This window comes from Dickeya poaceiphila (assembly GCF_007858975.2).
GTDB lineage: Bacteria > Pseudomonadota > Gammaproteobacteria > Enterobacterales > Enterobacteriaceae > Dickeya > Dickeya poaceiphila.
In genome coordinates, this window is record NZ_CP042220.2 from 4,095,191 (window position 1) to 4,111,956 (window position 16,766).

Annotated in this window: 9 protein-coding genes, 2 tRNA genes, 3 rRNA genes and 2 pseudogenes; 7 read left to right on the plus strand and 9 right to left on the minus strand. The window is 52.4% G+C overall.

The window, feature by feature from the left end:
* The first annotated feature begins 438 nt into the window (after positions 1 to 438).
* The 7 genes and pseudogenes from Dpoa569_RS18400 (at position 439) to Dpoa569_RS18425 (ending at position 6,518) form a co-directional block, all read left to right on the plus strand.
* Positions 439 to 1,209, plus strand: a complete 771-nt coding sequence (locus tag Dpoa569_RS18400) for an amino acid ABC transporter substrate-binding protein (RefSeq protein WP_042867872.1) — start codon at positions 439 to 441, stop codon at positions 1,207 to 1,209.
* Between the two features lie 27 nt (positions 1,210 to 1,236).
* Entirely contained in the window at positions 1,237 to 1,902 is a 666-nt protein-coding gene (locus Dpoa569_RS18405) for an amino acid ABC transporter permease (protein WP_042867870.1), read from the plus strand.
* A gap of 465 nt (positions 1,903 to 2,367) precedes the next feature.
* Positions 2,368 to 3,393, plus strand: a complete 1,026-nt coding sequence (locus Dpoa569_RS18410) for an amino acid ABC transporter substrate-binding protein (protein WP_146411736.1) — start codon at positions 2,368 to 2,370, stop codon at positions 3,391 to 3,393.
* Positions 3,394 to 3,465: 72 nt separating this feature from the next.
* Positions 3,466 to 4,015, plus strand: a pseudogene (locus Dpoa569_RS19850) (ABC transporter permease subunit); the annotation flags it as partial.
* Positions 4,016 to 4,086: 71 nt separating this feature from the next.
* A pseudogene (locus Dpoa569_RS19855) lies at positions 4,087 to 4,644 on the plus strand (ABC transporter permease subunit); the annotation flags it as partial.
* A gap of 15 nt (positions 4,645 to 4,659) precedes the next feature.
* Entirely contained in the window at positions 4,660 to 5,748 is a 1,089-nt protein-coding gene (locus Dpoa569_RS18420) for an amino acid ABC transporter permease (RefSeq protein WP_042873717.1), read from the plus strand.
* Positions 5,749 to 5,756: 8 nt separating this feature from the next.
* Positions 5,757 to 6,518: an amino acid ABC transporter ATP-binding protein gene (locus tag Dpoa569_RS18425; protein ID WP_042867866.1), complete on the plus strand. Its 762-nt coding sequence runs from the start codon at positions 5,757 to 5,759 to the stop codon at positions 6,516 to 6,518.
* Positions 6,519 to 6,966: 448 nt separating this feature from the next.
* On the opposite strand, the gene rrf is transcribed toward Dpoa569_RS18425, so the two are convergent.
* The 9 genes from rrf to pepQ form a co-directional block, all read right to left on the minus strand.
* A 5S ribosomal RNA gene (gene rrf / locus Dpoa569_RS18430) occupies positions 6,967 to 7,082 on the minus strand.
* 137 nt (positions 7,083 to 7,219) lie between these two features.
* Positions 7,220 to 10,213: ribosomal RNA gene (locus Dpoa569_RS18435) — 23S ribosomal RNA — on the minus strand.
* A gap of 167 nt (positions 10,214 to 10,380) precedes the next feature.
* Positions 10,381 to 10,456: transfer RNA gene (locus Dpoa569_RS18440), tRNA-Ala, on the minus strand.
* Positions 10,457 to 10,564: 108 nt separating this feature from the next.
* Positions 10,565 to 10,641: transfer RNA gene (locus tag Dpoa569_RS18445), tRNA-Ile, on the minus strand.
* 68 nt (positions 10,642 to 10,709) lie between these two features.
* A 16S ribosomal RNA gene (locus tag Dpoa569_RS18450) occupies positions 10,710 to 12,251 on the minus strand.
* The 16S, 23S and 5S rRNA genes sit together here with 2 tRNA genes alongside, the layout of an rRNA operon.
* A 375-nt stretch (positions 12,252 to 12,626) precedes the next feature.
* On the minus strand, positions 12,627 to 13,166 hold the full coding sequence (gene hemG / locus Dpoa569_RS18455; RefSeq protein WP_042873362.1) for a menaquinone-dependent protoporphyrinogen IX dehydrogenase: 540 nt from the start codon (positions 13,164 to 13,166) through the stop codon (positions 12,627 to 12,629).
* Between the two features lie 20 nt (positions 13,167 to 13,186).
* Complete coding sequence (trkH, locus tag Dpoa569_RS18460; protein WP_042873364.1) at positions 13,187 to 14,638, minus strand: Trk system potassium transporter TrkH; 1,452 nt, start codon at positions 14,636 to 14,638, stop codon at positions 13,187 to 13,189.
* 40 nt (positions 14,639 to 14,678) lie between these two features.
* Positions 14,679 to 15,293, minus strand: coding sequence for an IMPACT family protein (locus tag Dpoa569_RS18465; protein WP_042873366.1), 615 nt, complete (start codon positions 15,291 to 15,293; stop codon positions 14,679 to 14,681).
* Positions 15,293 to 16,624 carry a Xaa-Pro dipeptidase gene (pepQ, locus tag Dpoa569_RS18470; RefSeq protein ID WP_042874112.1) on the minus strand — a complete coding sequence of 444 codons (1,332 nt, stop codon included), beginning with the start codon at positions 16,622 to 16,624 and terminating at the stop codon, positions 15,293 to 15,295. The genes Dpoa569_RS18465 and pepQ overlap by 1 nt, the downstream gene beginning before the upstream one ends.
* Positions 16,625 to 16,766: the final 142 nt, after the last annotated feature.

Sequence of the window (16,766 nt, forward strand, 5' to 3'; positions counted from 1 at the left end):
GTTGCCGTTTTATGCCCTTCCCGTATCAGTTGTAGGTTCATCCGCCAGTTCAGGGCTGTCACCAAACGAACAATGCAGTGCACCGGGTACTTTACTAATCCTTGTATGCCACTCATCCTATTCCTCAGTTTAGGCTTATGCGGCACAAGCCGTCCTCTTTTTTACGCAATCCTATCCACAAGTGTTTGTAGCAGTTTCACTTTTTCAATCAGTGCGCTGCTTTGCCGGGGGAGGGGCGTACACCAATTGTTAAAACAGTACATCATGCCTTTCCATAACGCCAATCCGTGGCCTTCAGTGGTAAAACATAGCGGCGATCACTATATTCATAGCAGATATAAGCCATGCCTTTATATACTTGGCAAATATCATGACATCACGTAAATTCGCAGAATTTCTGACTCAAAACGGCAACACTCATATCTGGCAGGAACAATGATGAAAAAATCTCGCTTAGCATTACTTACCGGCGCCTTACTGGTTACCAGCGTACTGGCTCAGGCTCAGGACGATCTCAGCGCCATCAAGGCCGCAGGTGTGATTAAATTCGGTACCGAAGGCACTTACGCGCCTTATACCTACCACGATGCTTCCGGCAAGCTGGTCGGCTTTGATGTGGATGTTGGCCGTGCGGTAGCGGAAAAACTGGGTGTAAAAGCGGAATTCGTCGAAGGTCGCTGGGATGGACTGATCGCGGGTGTGGACGCCAAACGTTATGACGCGGTTATCAACCAGGTGGGCGTAACCAAAGAACGTCAGGCGAAATATGACTTCTCCAAACCGTATATCGACTCCAAATCGGTACTGATCGTGCGTGGTGATAACACCAGCATCAAATCGTTCAACGATCTGAAAGGCCACAAATCCGCCCAAAGCCTGACCAGCAACTACTCCAAGTTGGCTACCAGCTACGGCGCAGAAATCGTACCGACCGACGGCTTCAACCAGTCGCTGGAACTGGTACTGAGCGGTCGTGCCGAAGCCACCCTGAACGATAACCTGTCATTCCTGGATTTCAAAAAACACAAACCTGACGCCAATGTGAAAGTGGTCGCCACCGCTGAAAGCGGCGACCCGTCTGCTATTCTGGTACGCAAGAACCAGCCGCAACTGGTGGACGCCCTGAACAAAGCGTTGGATCAAATCAAAGCAGACGGCACCTATAAGACGATTTCTGTGCGATACTTTGGACAAGATGTTTCCAAATAATGCATTGATATCGGAGCTATTATAGATATGCCATCATGGCTACAACTCATGGCAGACTCCTTCTGGAGTCTGCTTTCCGCTGGACTAACATTCACTGTTCCTCTCGCGATTCTTTCCTTTATTCTCGGTTTGATGCTCGGCGTATTGGTCGCGTTGCTGCGCCTGTACGGTCCCAAACCGCTCAAAAAAATCTGCGACTTTTATGTGTGGGTGATTCGCGGCACACCGCTATTGGTGCAGCTATTTCTGATTTTCTATGGTTTGCCCAACGCCGGTATCACGCTGGATGCCTTCCCGGCAGCACTGATTGGCTTTAGCCTTAATGTCGGCGCATACAGTTCGGAAATCGTGCGCGGAGCCATTCTTTCCGTACCCAAAGGCCAGTGGAATGCCGCTTATTCGCTCGGTATGAGCGGTGCGCAAGCCATTCGCTGGGTAATCGTGCCGCAGTCGATATTTGTGTCACTGCCGCCGCTGGCTAACACCTTTATTTCGCTGGTCAAGGATACCTCGCTGGCTGCCGTGATCACGGTGCCTGAAATGTTTCTGGCCGCACAACGGATTGTATCGGTCACCTACGAACCGCTGATTCTCTATATCGAGGCCGCGCTCATCTACCTGCTGTTTAGCACCGTACTGAGCAAGCTGCAGACCTGGCTGGAAAAATACTACCAGCGCCACATCGTACATTAATCATTCATTGCCAATAACCGATGGTAACCCGGTTTACGGGCCACTTTACTGTTCTATTCAACTCAACGCGGCCACGTGTCTGTGCGCCGCCATGAAGCACTCTGCACTAAAAAAGACAGCCTGACTGCCCATCATTGCTATCTCTGAGGCCATGGCAGCGCGTCAATCCCCTTGATTTACATGCAATGCACCGAATTGGTTCGAATAAATAACAATTACGCCATTTTGGTGCATTCCATGCCTTCGATTTATCTCTTCATACCCCACATTTATCACTAACAGGCGCTGATACGATTTGGTTTCCTCCCCCAATAAGCATACTCACAAGCTGGCATCATTTTTGCTTTGTATCAGAGACGGCATGTTGTGTGCGCAACACAACACCGACAGACAGAGCAGGCGTAGCATGACTGCGCCAAACACAACAACAGCACACTACAATTACATTAGGCACATACGATGATTATGAAAAAAGTGATTATGTCCACGCTGGTTGCCAGCGCTTCACTGTTTGCCTTCATCAACCAGGCACATGCAGGCGCAACCCTTGATGCCATCCAGAAGAAAGGGTTCGTGCAGTGTGGTATCAGTGATGGGCTTCCTGGTTTCTCGTATGCCGATGCCAACGGCAAATACTCCGGTATCGACGTTGACATCTGCCGTGGCGTCGCTGCTGCCATTTTTGGCGATGCCAATAAGGTCAAATTCACTCCGCTGACCGCCAAAGAGCGCTTCACCGCCCTGCAGTCTGGTGAGGTAGACTTGCTGTCCCGTAACACTACCTGGACCTCCTCCCGCGACGGCAGCATGGGCCTGCTGTTCACTGGTGTGACCTACTACGACGGTATCGGCTTTCTGGCCCATAACAAAGCCGGGCTGAAAAGCGCTAAAGAGCTGGACGGCGCCACTGTTTGTATTCAGGCAGGCACCGACACCGAACTGAACGTGGCCGACTACTTCAAGACCCACAACATGAAGTACACGCCGGTAACTTTTGACCGTTCTGACGAAAGCGCCAAAGCGCTGGATTCTGGTCGTTGCGATACGTTGGCTTCCGACCAGTCCCAGTTGTACGCCTTGCGTATCAAGCTGGGTAAACCGGCAGACTTCGTCGTACTGCCGGAAGTAATCTCCAAAGAACCGCTGGGACCGGTGGTACGCCGTGGCGATGAAGATTGGTTCGCCATCGTTCGCTGGACGCTGTTCGCCATGCTGAACGCAGAAGAAATGGGTATCACCTCGCAAAACGTTGACCAGATGACCGCCAAGCCGACTACTCCGGACATGGCACACCTGTTGGGCAAAGAGGGTAACTTCGGTAAAGACCTGAAACTGCCGGCTGACTGGGCGTATAAAATCGTTAAACAAGTCGGCAACTATGGCGAAGTGTTCGAACGTAACGTAGGTCAAGGCAGTGAGCTGAAAATCAAACGTGGCCTGAACGAGCTGTGGAACAAAGGCGGCATTCAGTACGCCCCTGCTGTTCGCTGATTCCTGACGAAAAACCGGGCACGTGCTGGAAACCAGACGTGCCCTTGCTTTATCCGTTACCGAGGCTCCAACATGCTGCAACGCCCAACCGTGAAAGGTGATTTATCACTGACTAATCCAGCGGTGCGCGCCTGGTTGTATCAAATCCTTGCTGTCGTCATCGTGGTGGTTGCCGCCGCTTATCTGCTGCACAATACCGTCACCAATCTTTCACAGCGCGGAATTACGTCAGGTTTTGCCTTTTTAAATAACAGCGCTGGCTTTGGCATTGTCCAGCACCTGATTGACTACGATCAGGATGACTCTTATGCCAGAGTCTTTGTCATTGGCCTGCTTAATACGTTGCTGGTTTCAGCGATTTGTATTATCTGCGCCTCACTACTGGGGTTTATCGTCGGTCTGGCACGGCTGTCTGATAACTGGCTGCTGCGTAAACTTTCAACAATTTACATCGAAACGTTTCGTAATATTCCGCCATTACTGCAAATTTTCTTTTGGTATTTTGCGGTATTACGCAATCTGCCAGGCCCACGTCAGGCAGTAAATGCTTTCGATACCTTTTTCCTTAGCAACCGTGGCCTGTATATTCCGGCTGCTGAGTTTGGCCCTGGAGCGCTCCCGTCGTTCCTCGTGCTGGTCGTCTCTATTGGCTATGGCATTGCCTTACATCGTCGCAACAATCGTTACCATGAACTAACCGGTCAACGACGTCGTTACTGGCCTATTCCTCTGACGATGCTGATTGTCTTGCTGGGCGTCTCTCACCTGATCTTTGGTCGGGCATTACACTGGGACTTTCCGGTTCTCAAAGGTTTTAACTTTAGCGGTGGTTTGGTGCTTATCCCTGAACTGGCAGCGTTGGCGCTGGCATTATCGGTGTATACCTCATCGTTTATCGCCGAAATCATTCGTTCAGGTATTCAATCAGTCTCTCGTGGGCAGCATGAAGCAGCCTTATCATTAGGGCTGCCCAAACCGGTGACATTACGCAAAGTCATTTTGCCTCAAGCGCTGCGCGTAATTATTCCACCATTGACCAGTCAGTATCTGAACGTGGTAAAAAACTCGTCGCTGGCTGCCGCCATCGGTTATCCGGATATGGTATCGCTGTTCGCAGGTACGGTGCTGAACCAGACTGGGCAAGCCATTGAAACCATTGCCATCACCATGTCGGTCTATCTGATTATCAGCCTGCTGATCTCATTACTGATGAACATCTATAACCGGAAAATCGCCTTAATTGAGCGCTAAAGGAACAGGATGACCATGACGACACACACACCATCCCATCCGACACGCATCAGCAGCGCTATCATCTGGGCGAAACGGAACCTGTTTTCCAATATCACCAATAGCCTACTGACCTTAGCTTGTCTCTGGTTGCTGTGGACCTTAATCCCACCGCTACTAAACTGGGCCATTCTCAAGGCTAACTGGATTGGCTCCAGTCGTGCAGATTGTACCAGCGACGGCGCGTGCTGGGTCTTCATTCATGCTCGCTTCGAGCAATTTATGTATGGGCTTTACCCACGTGAAGAACTCTGGCGCATCAATTTTGCACTGGTACTGGCGCTGCTGAGTATTCTGCCGATGTTCTGGCGCAACATGCCGCGTCGTGGCCGTTACATCGCCATTTGGGGCGTTCTCTATCCGTTGATCGCCTGGTGGTTGCTATTTGGCGGTTTTGGCGGCCTGACACGTGTGGAAACCCGCCAATGGGGCGGCCTGACGCTGACCATCATTATCGCAGCAATCGGCATCGCGGGTGCGTTGCCGTTGGGGATCTTGCTGGCGCTGGGACGACGTTCCAACATGCCGTTGCTGCGTGCGCTATGCGTGATTTTCATCGAGTTCTGGCGCGGCGTACCGCTTATTACCGTGCTGTTCATGTCCTCCGTGATGCTGCCTTTGTTCCTGACGGAAGGCACCAACATCGACAAATTGCTGCGCGCGCTGGTTGGGGTCATTCTGTTCCAGTCAGCCTACGTGGCTGAAGTGGTACGTGGCGGCTTGCAGGCGCTGCCGAAAGGGCAATATGAAGCAGCGCAGTCTCTGGCTCTGGGGTACTGGCGTATGCAGGGGTTAGTGATCCTTCCTCAGGCACTAAAAATGGTGATCCCCGGCCTCGTCAACACCATTATCGCTCTGTTCAAGGACACTAGCCTGGTGATTATCATCGGCCTGTTCGACCTGTTTAGCAGTATCCAACAAGCAACGGTTGATCCGGCCTGGCTCGGCATGTCCACAGAAGGCTACGTCTTTGCTGCCATTATCTATTGGATCTTCTGCTTTAGCATGTCGCGCTATAGCCAGCATTTAGAAAAACGTTTTGATACTGGACATAAGTCCCATTGAGGTTATCCATGAACCAGGACACATTAACATCTTCTTCCGACTACATGATCACGCTGGAAAATGTGAATAAGTGGTATGGGCAGTTCCACGTACTGAAAGATATCAACCTGCAAGTAAAACAGGGTGAACGTATTGTGTTGTGCGGGCCATCAGGCTCCGGCAAATCAACCACGATCCGCTGTATCAACCATCTGGAAGAACATCAACAAGGTCGCATTACCGTAGATGGCATTGAGCTTAACCACGACAGCCGCAATATCGAAAAAATCAGAACCGAAGTGGGCATGGTATTCCAGCATTTCAACCTGTTCCCGCATCTGACCGTGCTGCAAAACTGCACATTAGCGCCGTGTTGGGTACGTAATACGCCCAAAAAAGAAGCCGAAGCGCTGGCCATGCATTATCTGGAACGTGTACGCATCGCCGCCCATGCTCATAAATATCCGGGCCAGCTTTCCGGCGGCCAGCAACAGCGTGTCGCCATCGCTCGCTCACTCTGCATGAAACCCAAGATCATGCTGTTTGACGAGCCAACATCAGCACTGGACCCTGAAATGGTAAAAGAGGTGCTGGATACCATGCTGGGACTGGCCGAAGATGGTATGACCATGCTGTGTGTGACGCACGAGATGGGCTTTGCCCGCACCGTAGCAGACCGGGTGATCTTCATGGATCAGGGTGAGATCGTCGAACAGGCTCCACCAGATGTTTTCTTCACGACGCCGAGATCGGAACGCACTCAAACTTTCCTAGCGCAAATTCTGCATTAATCCCCAGCCTTGTTCCTAAGCCCGCTCCATGCCGCGGGCTTTTTTACGCCCTAAACATCAGCAAATCGAAAGCGTTAAGTTTGGTATCGCTGTCTACACCAGCGTGCAGGCACCGATCAATCTTATGACACCAGGTTCATGGAAGAATTGTGTTTAAATCTCTTCCCTGCCGTGTCTGGATCTGAACCAGCCACCGCAGATTGCGGTATTTATCCGTGACTGGCTGTACCGGAAGGCGGCACGACCGGCAGATGACTGAATCGCGCTTTCGCGCTTCTATTCATGCCAGGAGGCTAAGCCCGGCAAAAGGGGATGAGCGGGGAAAAGAACGAGAACAGGAGAAGGAGAGACAGGCGCGACCGGCACCCGTCCCAGCATACCGCCGGGGGTACGAACAGCAAAAAACAAAAGGCCCAGTCTGTCGACTGAGCCTTTCGCCTTATTTGATGCCTGGCAGTTCCCTACTCTCGCATGGGGAGACCCCACACTACCATCGGCGCTACGGCGTTTCACTTCTGAGTTCGGCATGGGGTCAGGTGGGACCACCGCGCTATCGCCGCCAGGCAAATTCTTTCAACGTCTTTCAACGTCATCATCCTTTATGTCGCCGTGTGCTCTCTGTTTGCCGCACACCACGCCATCCAATCCTCGAACAAGCTGACTCGACTTTCCGTCTCTCTCCAAAACACCTTCGGTGTTGTAAGGTTAAGCCTCTCGGGTCATTAGTACTGGTTAGCTCAACGTATCACTACGCTTACACACCCAGCCTATCAACGTCCTCGTCTCGAACGTCCCTTCCGGGGAATCACGTTCCCAGGGAAGACTCATCTCGGGGCAAGTTTCCCGCTTAGATGCTTTCAGCGGTTATCTCTTCCGCACGTAGCTACCGGGCAGTGCCATTGGCATGACAACCCGAACACCAGCGGTGCGTTCACTCCGGTCCTCTCGTACTAGGAGCAACCCCCCTCAATCTTCCAACGCCCACGGCAGATAGGGACCGAACTGTCTCACGACGTTCTAAACCCAGCTCGCGTACCACTTTAAATGGCGAACAGCCATACCCTTGGGACCTACTTCAGCCCCAGGATGTGATGAGCCGACATCGAGGTGCCAAACACCGCCGTCGATATGAACTCTTGGGCGGTATCAGCCTGTTATCCCCGGAGTACCTTTTATCCGTTGAGCGATGGCCCTTCCATTCAGAACCACCGGATCACTAAGACCTGCTTTCGCACCTGCTCGAGCCGTCACTCTCGCAGTCAAGCTAGCTTATGCCTTTGCACTAACCTCCTGATGTCCGACCAGGATTAGCTAACCTTCGTGCTCCTCCGTTACGCTTTGGGAGGAGACCGCCCCAGTCAAACTACCCACCAGACACTGTCCCCGGCCCGGATTACGGGCCCAGGTTAGAACATCAAACATTAAAGGGTGGTATTTCAAGGTCGGCTCCATGCAGACTGGCGTCCACACTTCACAGCCTCCCACCTATCCTACACATCAAGGTTCAAGGTTCAGTGTCAAGCTATAGTAAAGGTTCACGGGGTCTTTCCGTCTTGCCGCGGGTACACTGCATCTTCACAGCGAGTTCAATTTCACTGAGTCTCGGGTGGAGACAGCCTGGCCATCATTACGCCATTCGTGCAGGTCGGAACTTACCCGACAAGGAATTTCGCTACCTTAGGACCGTTATAGTTACGGCCGCCGTTTACCGGGGCTTCGATCAAGAGCTTCTCCTTACGGATAACCCCATCAATTAACCTTCCGGCACCGGGCAGGCGTCACACCGTATACGTCCACTTTCGTGTTTGCACAGTGCTGTGTTTTTATTAAACAGTTGCAGCCAGCTGGTATCTGCGACTCCCGTCAGCTCCATCCGCAAGGGACTTCACCCACAGGAGCGTGCCTTCTCCCGAAGTTACGGCACCATTTTGCCTAGTTCCTTCACCCGAGTTCTCTCAAGCGCCTGAGTATTCTCTACCTGACCACCTGTGTCGGTTTGGGGTACGATTGAATGTCACCTGATGCTTAGAGGCTTTTCCTGGAAGCAGGGCATCTGTCACTTCAGCACCGTAGTGCCTCGTCATCACGCCTCAGTGTTCACAGCAGACCGGATTTGCCTGGTCCACCCACCTGCACGCTTAAACCGGGACAACCGTCGCCCGGATGACATAGCCTTCTCCGTCCCCCCTTCGCAGTCACACCCAGTACAGGAATATTAACCTGTTTCCCATCGACTACGCTTTTCAGCCTCGCCTTAGGGGTCGACTCACCCTGCCCCGATTAACGTTGGACAGGAACCCTTGGTCTTCCGGCGTGCGGGTTTTTCACCCGCATTATCGTTACTTATGTCAGCATTCGCACTTCTGATACCTCCAGCAGACCTCACAGTCCACCTTCAACGGCTTACAGAACGCTCCCCTACCCAACGAACGTATCCCTAAGCCAACTCGACGTTGTGGACGCATTGACGTCGCGTCGCTCCGTCAATCGTCATTCAACTCCGCAAAGTTGTCTTGGGTGATACGTTCGCTGCCGCAGCTTCGGTGCATGGTTTTAGCCCCGTTACATCTTCCGCGCAGGCCGACTCGACCAGTGAGCTATTACGCTTTCTTTAAATGATGGCTGCTTCTAAGCCAACATCCTGGCTGTCTGGGCCTTCCCACATCGTTTCCCACTTAACCATGACTTGGGGACCTTAGCTGGCGGTCTGGGTTGTTTCCCTCTTCACGACGGACGTTAGCACCCGCCGTGTGTCTCCCGTGATAACATTCTTCGGTATTCGCAGTTTGCATCGGGTTGGTAAGCCGGGATGGCCCCCTAGCCGAAACAGTGCTCTACCCCCGAAGATGACTTCACGAGGCGCTACCTAAATAGCTTTCGGGGAGAACCAGCTATCTCCCGGTTTGATTGGCCTTTCACCCCCAGCCACAAGTCATCCGCTAATTTTTCAACATTAGTCGGTTCGGTCCTCCAGTTAGTGTTACCCAACCTTCAACCTGCCCATGGCTAGATCACCGGGTTTCGGGTCTATACCCTGCAACTTAACGCCCAGTTAAGACTCGGTTTCCCTGCGGCTCCCCTATGCGGTTAACCTTGCTACAGAATATAAGTCGCTGACCCATTATACAAAAGGTACGCAGTCACACCCTAAAGGTGCTCCCACTGCTTGTACGTACACGGTTTCAGGTTCTCTTTCACTCCCCTCGCCGGGGTTCTTTTCGCCTTTCCCTCACGGTACTGGTTCACTATCGGTCAGTCAGGAGTATTTAGCCTTGGAGGATGGTCCCCCCATGTTCAGACAGGATACCACGTGTCCCGCCCTACTCATCGAACTCACGACCTGTGCACCTTCGTGTACGGGACTCTCACCCTGTATCGTGCGACTTTCCAGACGCTTCCACTGACACACAAGCCGATTCAGGTTCTGGGCTCCTCCCCGTTCGCTCGCCGCTACTGGGGGAATCTCGGTTGATTTCTTTTCCTCGGGGTACTGAGATGTTTCAGTTCCCCCGGTTCGCTTCATTAACCTATGAATTCAGTTAATGATAGTGTGACGAGTCACACTGGGTTTCCCCATTCGGGTATCGTCGGGTATAACGGCTCATATCACCTTGCCGACGCTTTTCGCAGATTAGCACGCCCTTCATCGCCTCTGACTGCCTAGGCATCCACCGTGTACGCTTAGTCGCTTAACCTCACAACCCGAAAGTGTCTCGGGATGCAGGTATATTGAGAGACTCGACCAGCACATGAATTCTCACTCACATGCTGTCGTTTCAATTTTTCAGCTTGTTCCGGATTGTTAAAGAGCATAATACTTCGCAGCATACTGTTGCCAGTACACTCTGAAGTCATTCGTAAATGGTGGAGCTATGCGGGATCGAACCGCAGACCTCCTGCGTGCAAAGCAGGCGCTCTCCCAGCTGAGCTATAGCCCCATAGATGCATCAACCTTGTCAACCCGCTTAGCCGTCGAAAGGTTCAACACATCACGCACCCTGCACACACGCTGCGCCGCCATCGAACATTTCAAGGATAAATAGAGTTGGTAGGCCTGAGTGGACTTGAACCACCGACCTCACCCTTATCAGGGGTGCGCTCTAACCACCTGAGCTACAAGCCTATAAGGTTTTACTGCTCGTTACTTCATCAGACAATCTGTGTGGACACCACGCAGGCACTTCTACTCGGTAAGGAGGTGATCCAACCGCAGGTTCCCCTACGGTTACCTTGTTACGACTTCACCCCAGTCATGAATCACAAAGTGGTAAGCGCCCTCCCGAAGGTTAAGCTACCTACTTCTTTTGCAACCCACTCCCATGGTGTGACGGGCGGTGTGTACAAGGCCCGGGAACGTATTCACCGTAGCATTCTGATCTACGATTACTAGCGATTCCGACTTCATGGAGTCGAGTTGCAGACTCCAATCCGGACTACGACGTACTTTATGAGGTCCGCTTGCTCTCGCGAGGTCGCTTCTCTTTGTATACGCCATTGTAGCACGTGTGTAGCCCTACTCGTAAGGGCCATGATGACTTGACGTCATCCCCACCTTCCTCCGGTTTATCACCGGCAGTCTCCCCTGAGTTCCCACCCGAAGTGCTGGCAACAAAGGATAAGGGTTGCGCTCGTTGCGGGACTTAACCCAACATTTCACAACACGAGCTGACGACAGCCATGCAGCACCTGTCTCAGAGCTCCCGAAGGCACAACCGCATCTCTGCAGTCTTCTCTGGATGTCAAGAGTAGGTAAGGTTCTTCGCGTTGCATCGAATTAAACCACATGCTCCACCGCTTGTGCGGGCCCCCGTCAATTCATTTGAGTTTTAACCTTGCGGCCGTACTCCCCAGGCGGTCGATTTAACGCGTTAGCTCCGGAAGCCACGGTTCAGGACCACAACCTCCAAATCGACATCGTTTACAGCGTGGACTACCAGGGTATCTAATCCTGTTTGCTCCCCACGCTTTCGCACCTGAGCGTCAGTCTTCGTCCAGGGGGCCGCCTTCGCCACCGGTATTCCTCCAGATCTCTACGCATTTCACCGCTACACCTGGAATTCTACCCCCCTCTACGAGACTCCAGCCTGTCAGTTTTGAATGCAGTTCCCAGGTTGAGCCCGGGGATTTCACATCCAACTTAACAGACCGCCTGCGTGCGCTTTACGCCCAGTCATTCCGATTAACGCTTGCACCCTCCGTATTACCGCGGCTGCTGGCACGGAGTTAGCCGGTGCTTCTTCTGCGGGTAACGTCAATGAACAGACGTATTAAGCCTGCCCCCTTCCTCCCCGCTGAAAGTGCTTTACAACCCGAAGGCCTTCTTCACACACGCGGCATGGCTGCATCAGGGTTTCCCCCATTGTGCAATATTCCCCACTGCTGCCTCCCGTAGGAGTCTGGACCGTGTCTCAGTTCCAGTGTGGCTGGTCATCCTCTCAGACCAGCTAGGGATCGTCGCCTAGGTGAGCCTTTACCCCACCTACTAGCTAATCCCATCTGGGCACATCCGATGGCAAGAGGCCCTAAGGTCCCCCTCTTTGGTCTTGCGACGTTATGCGGTATTAGCTACCGTTTCCAGTAGTTATCCCCCTCCATCAGGCAGTTTCCCAGACATTACTCACCCGTCCGCCGCTCGTCACCCAAGGAGCAAGCTCCTTTGTGCTACCGCCCGACTTGCATGTGTTAGGCCTGCCGCCAGCGTTCAATCTGAGCCATGATCAAACTCTTCAATTTAAAGTTTGATGTGTTTTCCGAAGAAAACCGTGCTCAAAGAATTTACTGTTACTTCGTAATGAATTAACTGTTGTCACTCTTCAAGACTTTCACTAAATAGTTTTAGTGAAGTGTCCTGCGAGTGCCCACACAGATTGTCTGATTGATTGTTAAAGAGCAGCGCCACTTACCGTGGTCGCGGGTCGCATATATTATGCTTTCCCGACAGGAAGTCAAGCGATACGTACCTGATTTCCTGCTGAAACTGCGCTGGCGTGTCGCCGTTGCCGTGTCAGTGGAGGCGCATTATAGGGACTTCTCCGTCGCTGACAAGCACTAATTTCAAAAAAACTTCTGAGTGCCTTTTTTTTCACCATCACAAACCCATAAGCTGCATTACATTGTCTTTTTCTGAGTGAGTTGACCAAAAGATTGAGCAAAACGCGCCACTTGCTCCCAGTCGGTATACTCAATCTCTTTCGTACTATCGGTTTCACCGCCCGTCATGTGCATAATCAACTGAATCATGACACGGTCAAACCAGCTATAACGAGGGTAGCGCAACGCACCGGCAAAGACCGCCCCTAAATCTGGCTGCCAGGGAGAACGCAACAGAAATTTACGGGTATATGCATTGGTTTGCAGTGAACGCTTTTCTGGTTTACGAGCAGTCAGGTTGACAGAGAAGAAAGCGCTGGGTTTTTGTTGCAGCAAAGCAAGATGCTGACGGATGAATTTTTCCAAAGCCGGATGAAAATGCCCGTAGCGCACTGATGCGCCGATCATCACTTTATCGTACTTATCAAGCTCAACTTCATGGGCACTCAAGATGTTGACGACATCACACTCCAGCGTCCCTTTAAGATTATTGGCAATATAAGACGCTATCGCCCGTGTTTGACCATCCCGACTGGAAAATAATATTAATGCTTTCATAGCACGTTCCCTTATATCCGTTATTCCCGCCAAAAAGTGGGAGTAAATAACACCAGCATGGTGAACACTTCCAGGCGACCAAACAACATGGTGACAATCAGAATCCATTTGGCGGCATCATTCATAGAGGTGAAATTGTCAGCTACCGTCCCAAGCCCTGGACCGAGATTGTTCAGCGTGGCAACCACGGCTGCAAAAGCGGAAAAATTGTCTACCCCCGTTGCAATCACTGCCAGCATACTGACGATAAACACCAGCGCATAAGCCGAGAAAAACCCCCACACGGCTTCCAATATCCGCTCCGGCAACGCACGCTGACCAAGTTTAATGGTATATACCGCATTCGGATGAACCAGCCGCTTCAGTTCACGAGATCCCTGCAAGAATAGTAATAAAATGCGAATTACTTTCAGGCCACCGCCGGTTGAACCTGCACACCCACCAATAAACGCGGAACACAACAGCAATACCGGTAAAAACAGTGGCCAGGAAGCAATGCTGTCAGTAGTGAATCCCGCGGTAGTCGCCATAGAAACCACCTGGAAGAACGCCTGATTCAGGGTTTCCATACCATTTTTGTATACCCCATGCCCCCACAAAACGAGGGTACAAATCGCCACCAGCGACATCTGAACAAAGATAAACATACGGAATTCGGGATCACGCCAATACACCCGTAGGCTACGCCCACTCAACACCGAAAAATGCAAACCAAAATTACAGCCAGAAATCAGTAGAAATATCGCAATAATGGTATTGATAGCAGGACTGTTGAAATAACCGATGCTGGCGTCATGCGTTGAGAACCCCCCAATGGCGATAGTGGAAAAACTGTGGCTAATCGCATCAAACACCGACATACCGGCCAGCCATAGCGACAACGCACAGAGCACAGTCAGCAATACGTAAATCAACCACAAGGTTTTGGCGGTTTCTGCAATGCGGGGACGCATCTTATTATCCTTTAGCGGACCCGGCATTTCGGCACGATAAAGCTGCATCCCCCCGACACCCAGAATCGGCAGAATGGCCACCGCCAGTACGATGATCCCCATGCCGCCCATCCATTGCAGCATCTGCCGATAAAACAGAATGGCTTTCGGCAGCGAATCCAACCCAACCAGTGTGGTCGCACCGGTTGTCGTCAGGCCGGAAAAAGATTCAAAAAAAGCATCCGTCACCGACAGGTTAGGACGTTCGGCAAACAGAAAAGGCAGCGCCCCAACGCTACCCAGCACCGTCCAGAACAGTACCACTATCAGAAACCCTTCACGGGCTTTCAGTTCATGCCGATGTTTGCGGTTGGGCAGCCATAACAATAGCCCCATAACCAACGCGACAATGAACGTCTGGATAAATGCCCGACCAGCACCGTCGCGGTAGATCAAGGCGACGATACCGGGAATGAACATGGTGCCGGAAAACAGAATGACCAGCAGTCCAACAATGCGGGTTATAGCACGCAAGTGCATCAGGGAGCCTTCCTTAAATGGTTCAAGATTACGCGCTGGATTATTGTGAAATTGTCTGCAAATGCAACGCGCCGCGGCTAATATCGCGCAGCTTTCGCGTCGCGTCGTCCACTGCCGTTACCGGAAACGCTAACTGGAGCGAAACCTCGCTGGCGTACTCCGCTGAAACGACGTGCCCCTGTAACGCCAGCACCACATTCTCCACCTGCGGCAACAGGGCATAATCACACTGCAATCGATACATCTGATACATTACTTTCTGCTGCACCGGCAGTTGTTTCAGCGCCTGCTGCACGCCACCGCCATAAGCTTTGACCAGCCCACCGGTGCCAAGCCTAATGCCGCCATAATAACGCACCACCACCGCCACGACTTCGCCGATGCCGCTGCCCATCAATTGAGCCAGCATTGGCTTGCCTGCGGTTCCCGAAGGCTCGCCATCATCAGAAAATCCGAGCTGTTGCGAATCATCCGGCGCACCCGCGACATACGCCCAGCAATGGTGTGCTGCCGAAGGATGCAGCTCGCGGGCCTGCTGAATCATGCTTCGGGCTGCTTCCACCCCACAGGCCGGAGCAAGCAGGGTGAGGAAACGGCTCTTTTTAATGTCTTCATGAACGCTGACAGACGACGCAGGAACCGGATATGACTTCATCAGGCCAGGTCAAGCGCACGGGTCAGGTTTTCAATGCGTTTGTCATGCACCACAATATTGTCTTCAATACGAATACCGCCGAACGGGCGCAACGCATCCAGTTTCTGCCAGTTGAAATGCTGGCGCAGTTCGCCCTGACGCCAAGGCTCAAGCAGAGAATCGATAAAGTAGATACCGGGTTCGATAGTCAGCACCATACGCGGCTCCAGAATCCGGGTACAGCGCAGGTAGGGATGGGCTGATGGCGCAGGCAACGTCGTTCCGGTGTCATCTTGCATGAAGCCGCCGACGTCATGCACTTGCAAGCCGAGCGGATGGCCCAAACCATGCGGCAGAAACGGCGAGGTCACGCCCTGTTCCACCATCGCTTCCTCACTAAGCCCGGTCACCAGTTGATGATGTTTAAGCAGCGACGCCACCCGGTGATGCATCTGCACATGGTAGTCGGTATAACGCACGCCAACCTTCAGCGTATCTATCAGCGCCAGTTGCTCGCGGTTCAGGTCGCTCACCAACGCCGCATAGTCATTGTCATGCTGCGCGGCATAAGTGCGGGTAATGTCCGCTGCGTAGCCGTTATATTCCGCGCCGGCATCCAGCAGGAAGCTGCGCATTTCTCCTGGCACCTGGTGCTCCAACTGGGTGTAATGCAGCACCGCCGCATGTTCGTTGAGGGCGACGATATTGCCATAAGGCACATCGGTATCGCGGTGACCGGTAGCAGTCAGGTACGCCAGATTAATATCAAACTCGCTCATGCCGGACTGGAACGCGTCGTAGGCGGCACGGTGGCCAGCCACCGCCGTTTTCTGCGCTTCGCGCATACAAGCCAGTTCGTAATCCGTTTTGTAGGCGCGGTGGTAATGCAGATAATCCAGCACGCCTTGCGGGTTGATGTGCTCCAGCGTAATCCCCAAATTCAGCGCCCGCTGCGGCGCAGAACCGATATAGCCGACCCGCTGACGCTGAACCGGCAATTGCTGAGCAATGTCATCGGCTTTGCGCAGCACCTGAATATCCAGCGCTGAGGTCCAAAAACTGTCCGGCACCGGCGCCACGTTGTGCCAGTAATCAACGGGGGAGTAGAACCACAACCTCGGCGTATTGACCCCATCCACCCACAGCCAGCAGTTCGGCACCTGCGTCACCGGCAACCAGGCTTTGAACTGCGGGTTAACCTTGAATGGATAGGCATGATCGTCCAAAAACGCCATCATCAACTCACCGGAGTGGATCAATAAGGCATCCAGATTATGCCGCGCCAGAACCGCCTGCGTACGTTGCTGCAGAGTCGCCACATGTTGATGATAAAAAGAAGCCAGCGTTTCCATCATAATCCCCATTGATAACAGCTTGTTTTCCAGTGTAACACAGCGCCCTGATGACGGCAGCGTTGCACACCCTGTGATCTTCCCGGCAAATATTTCACGCATTGTTTGCATTTCATTAACACCAAACCCACAATTTCCCTCA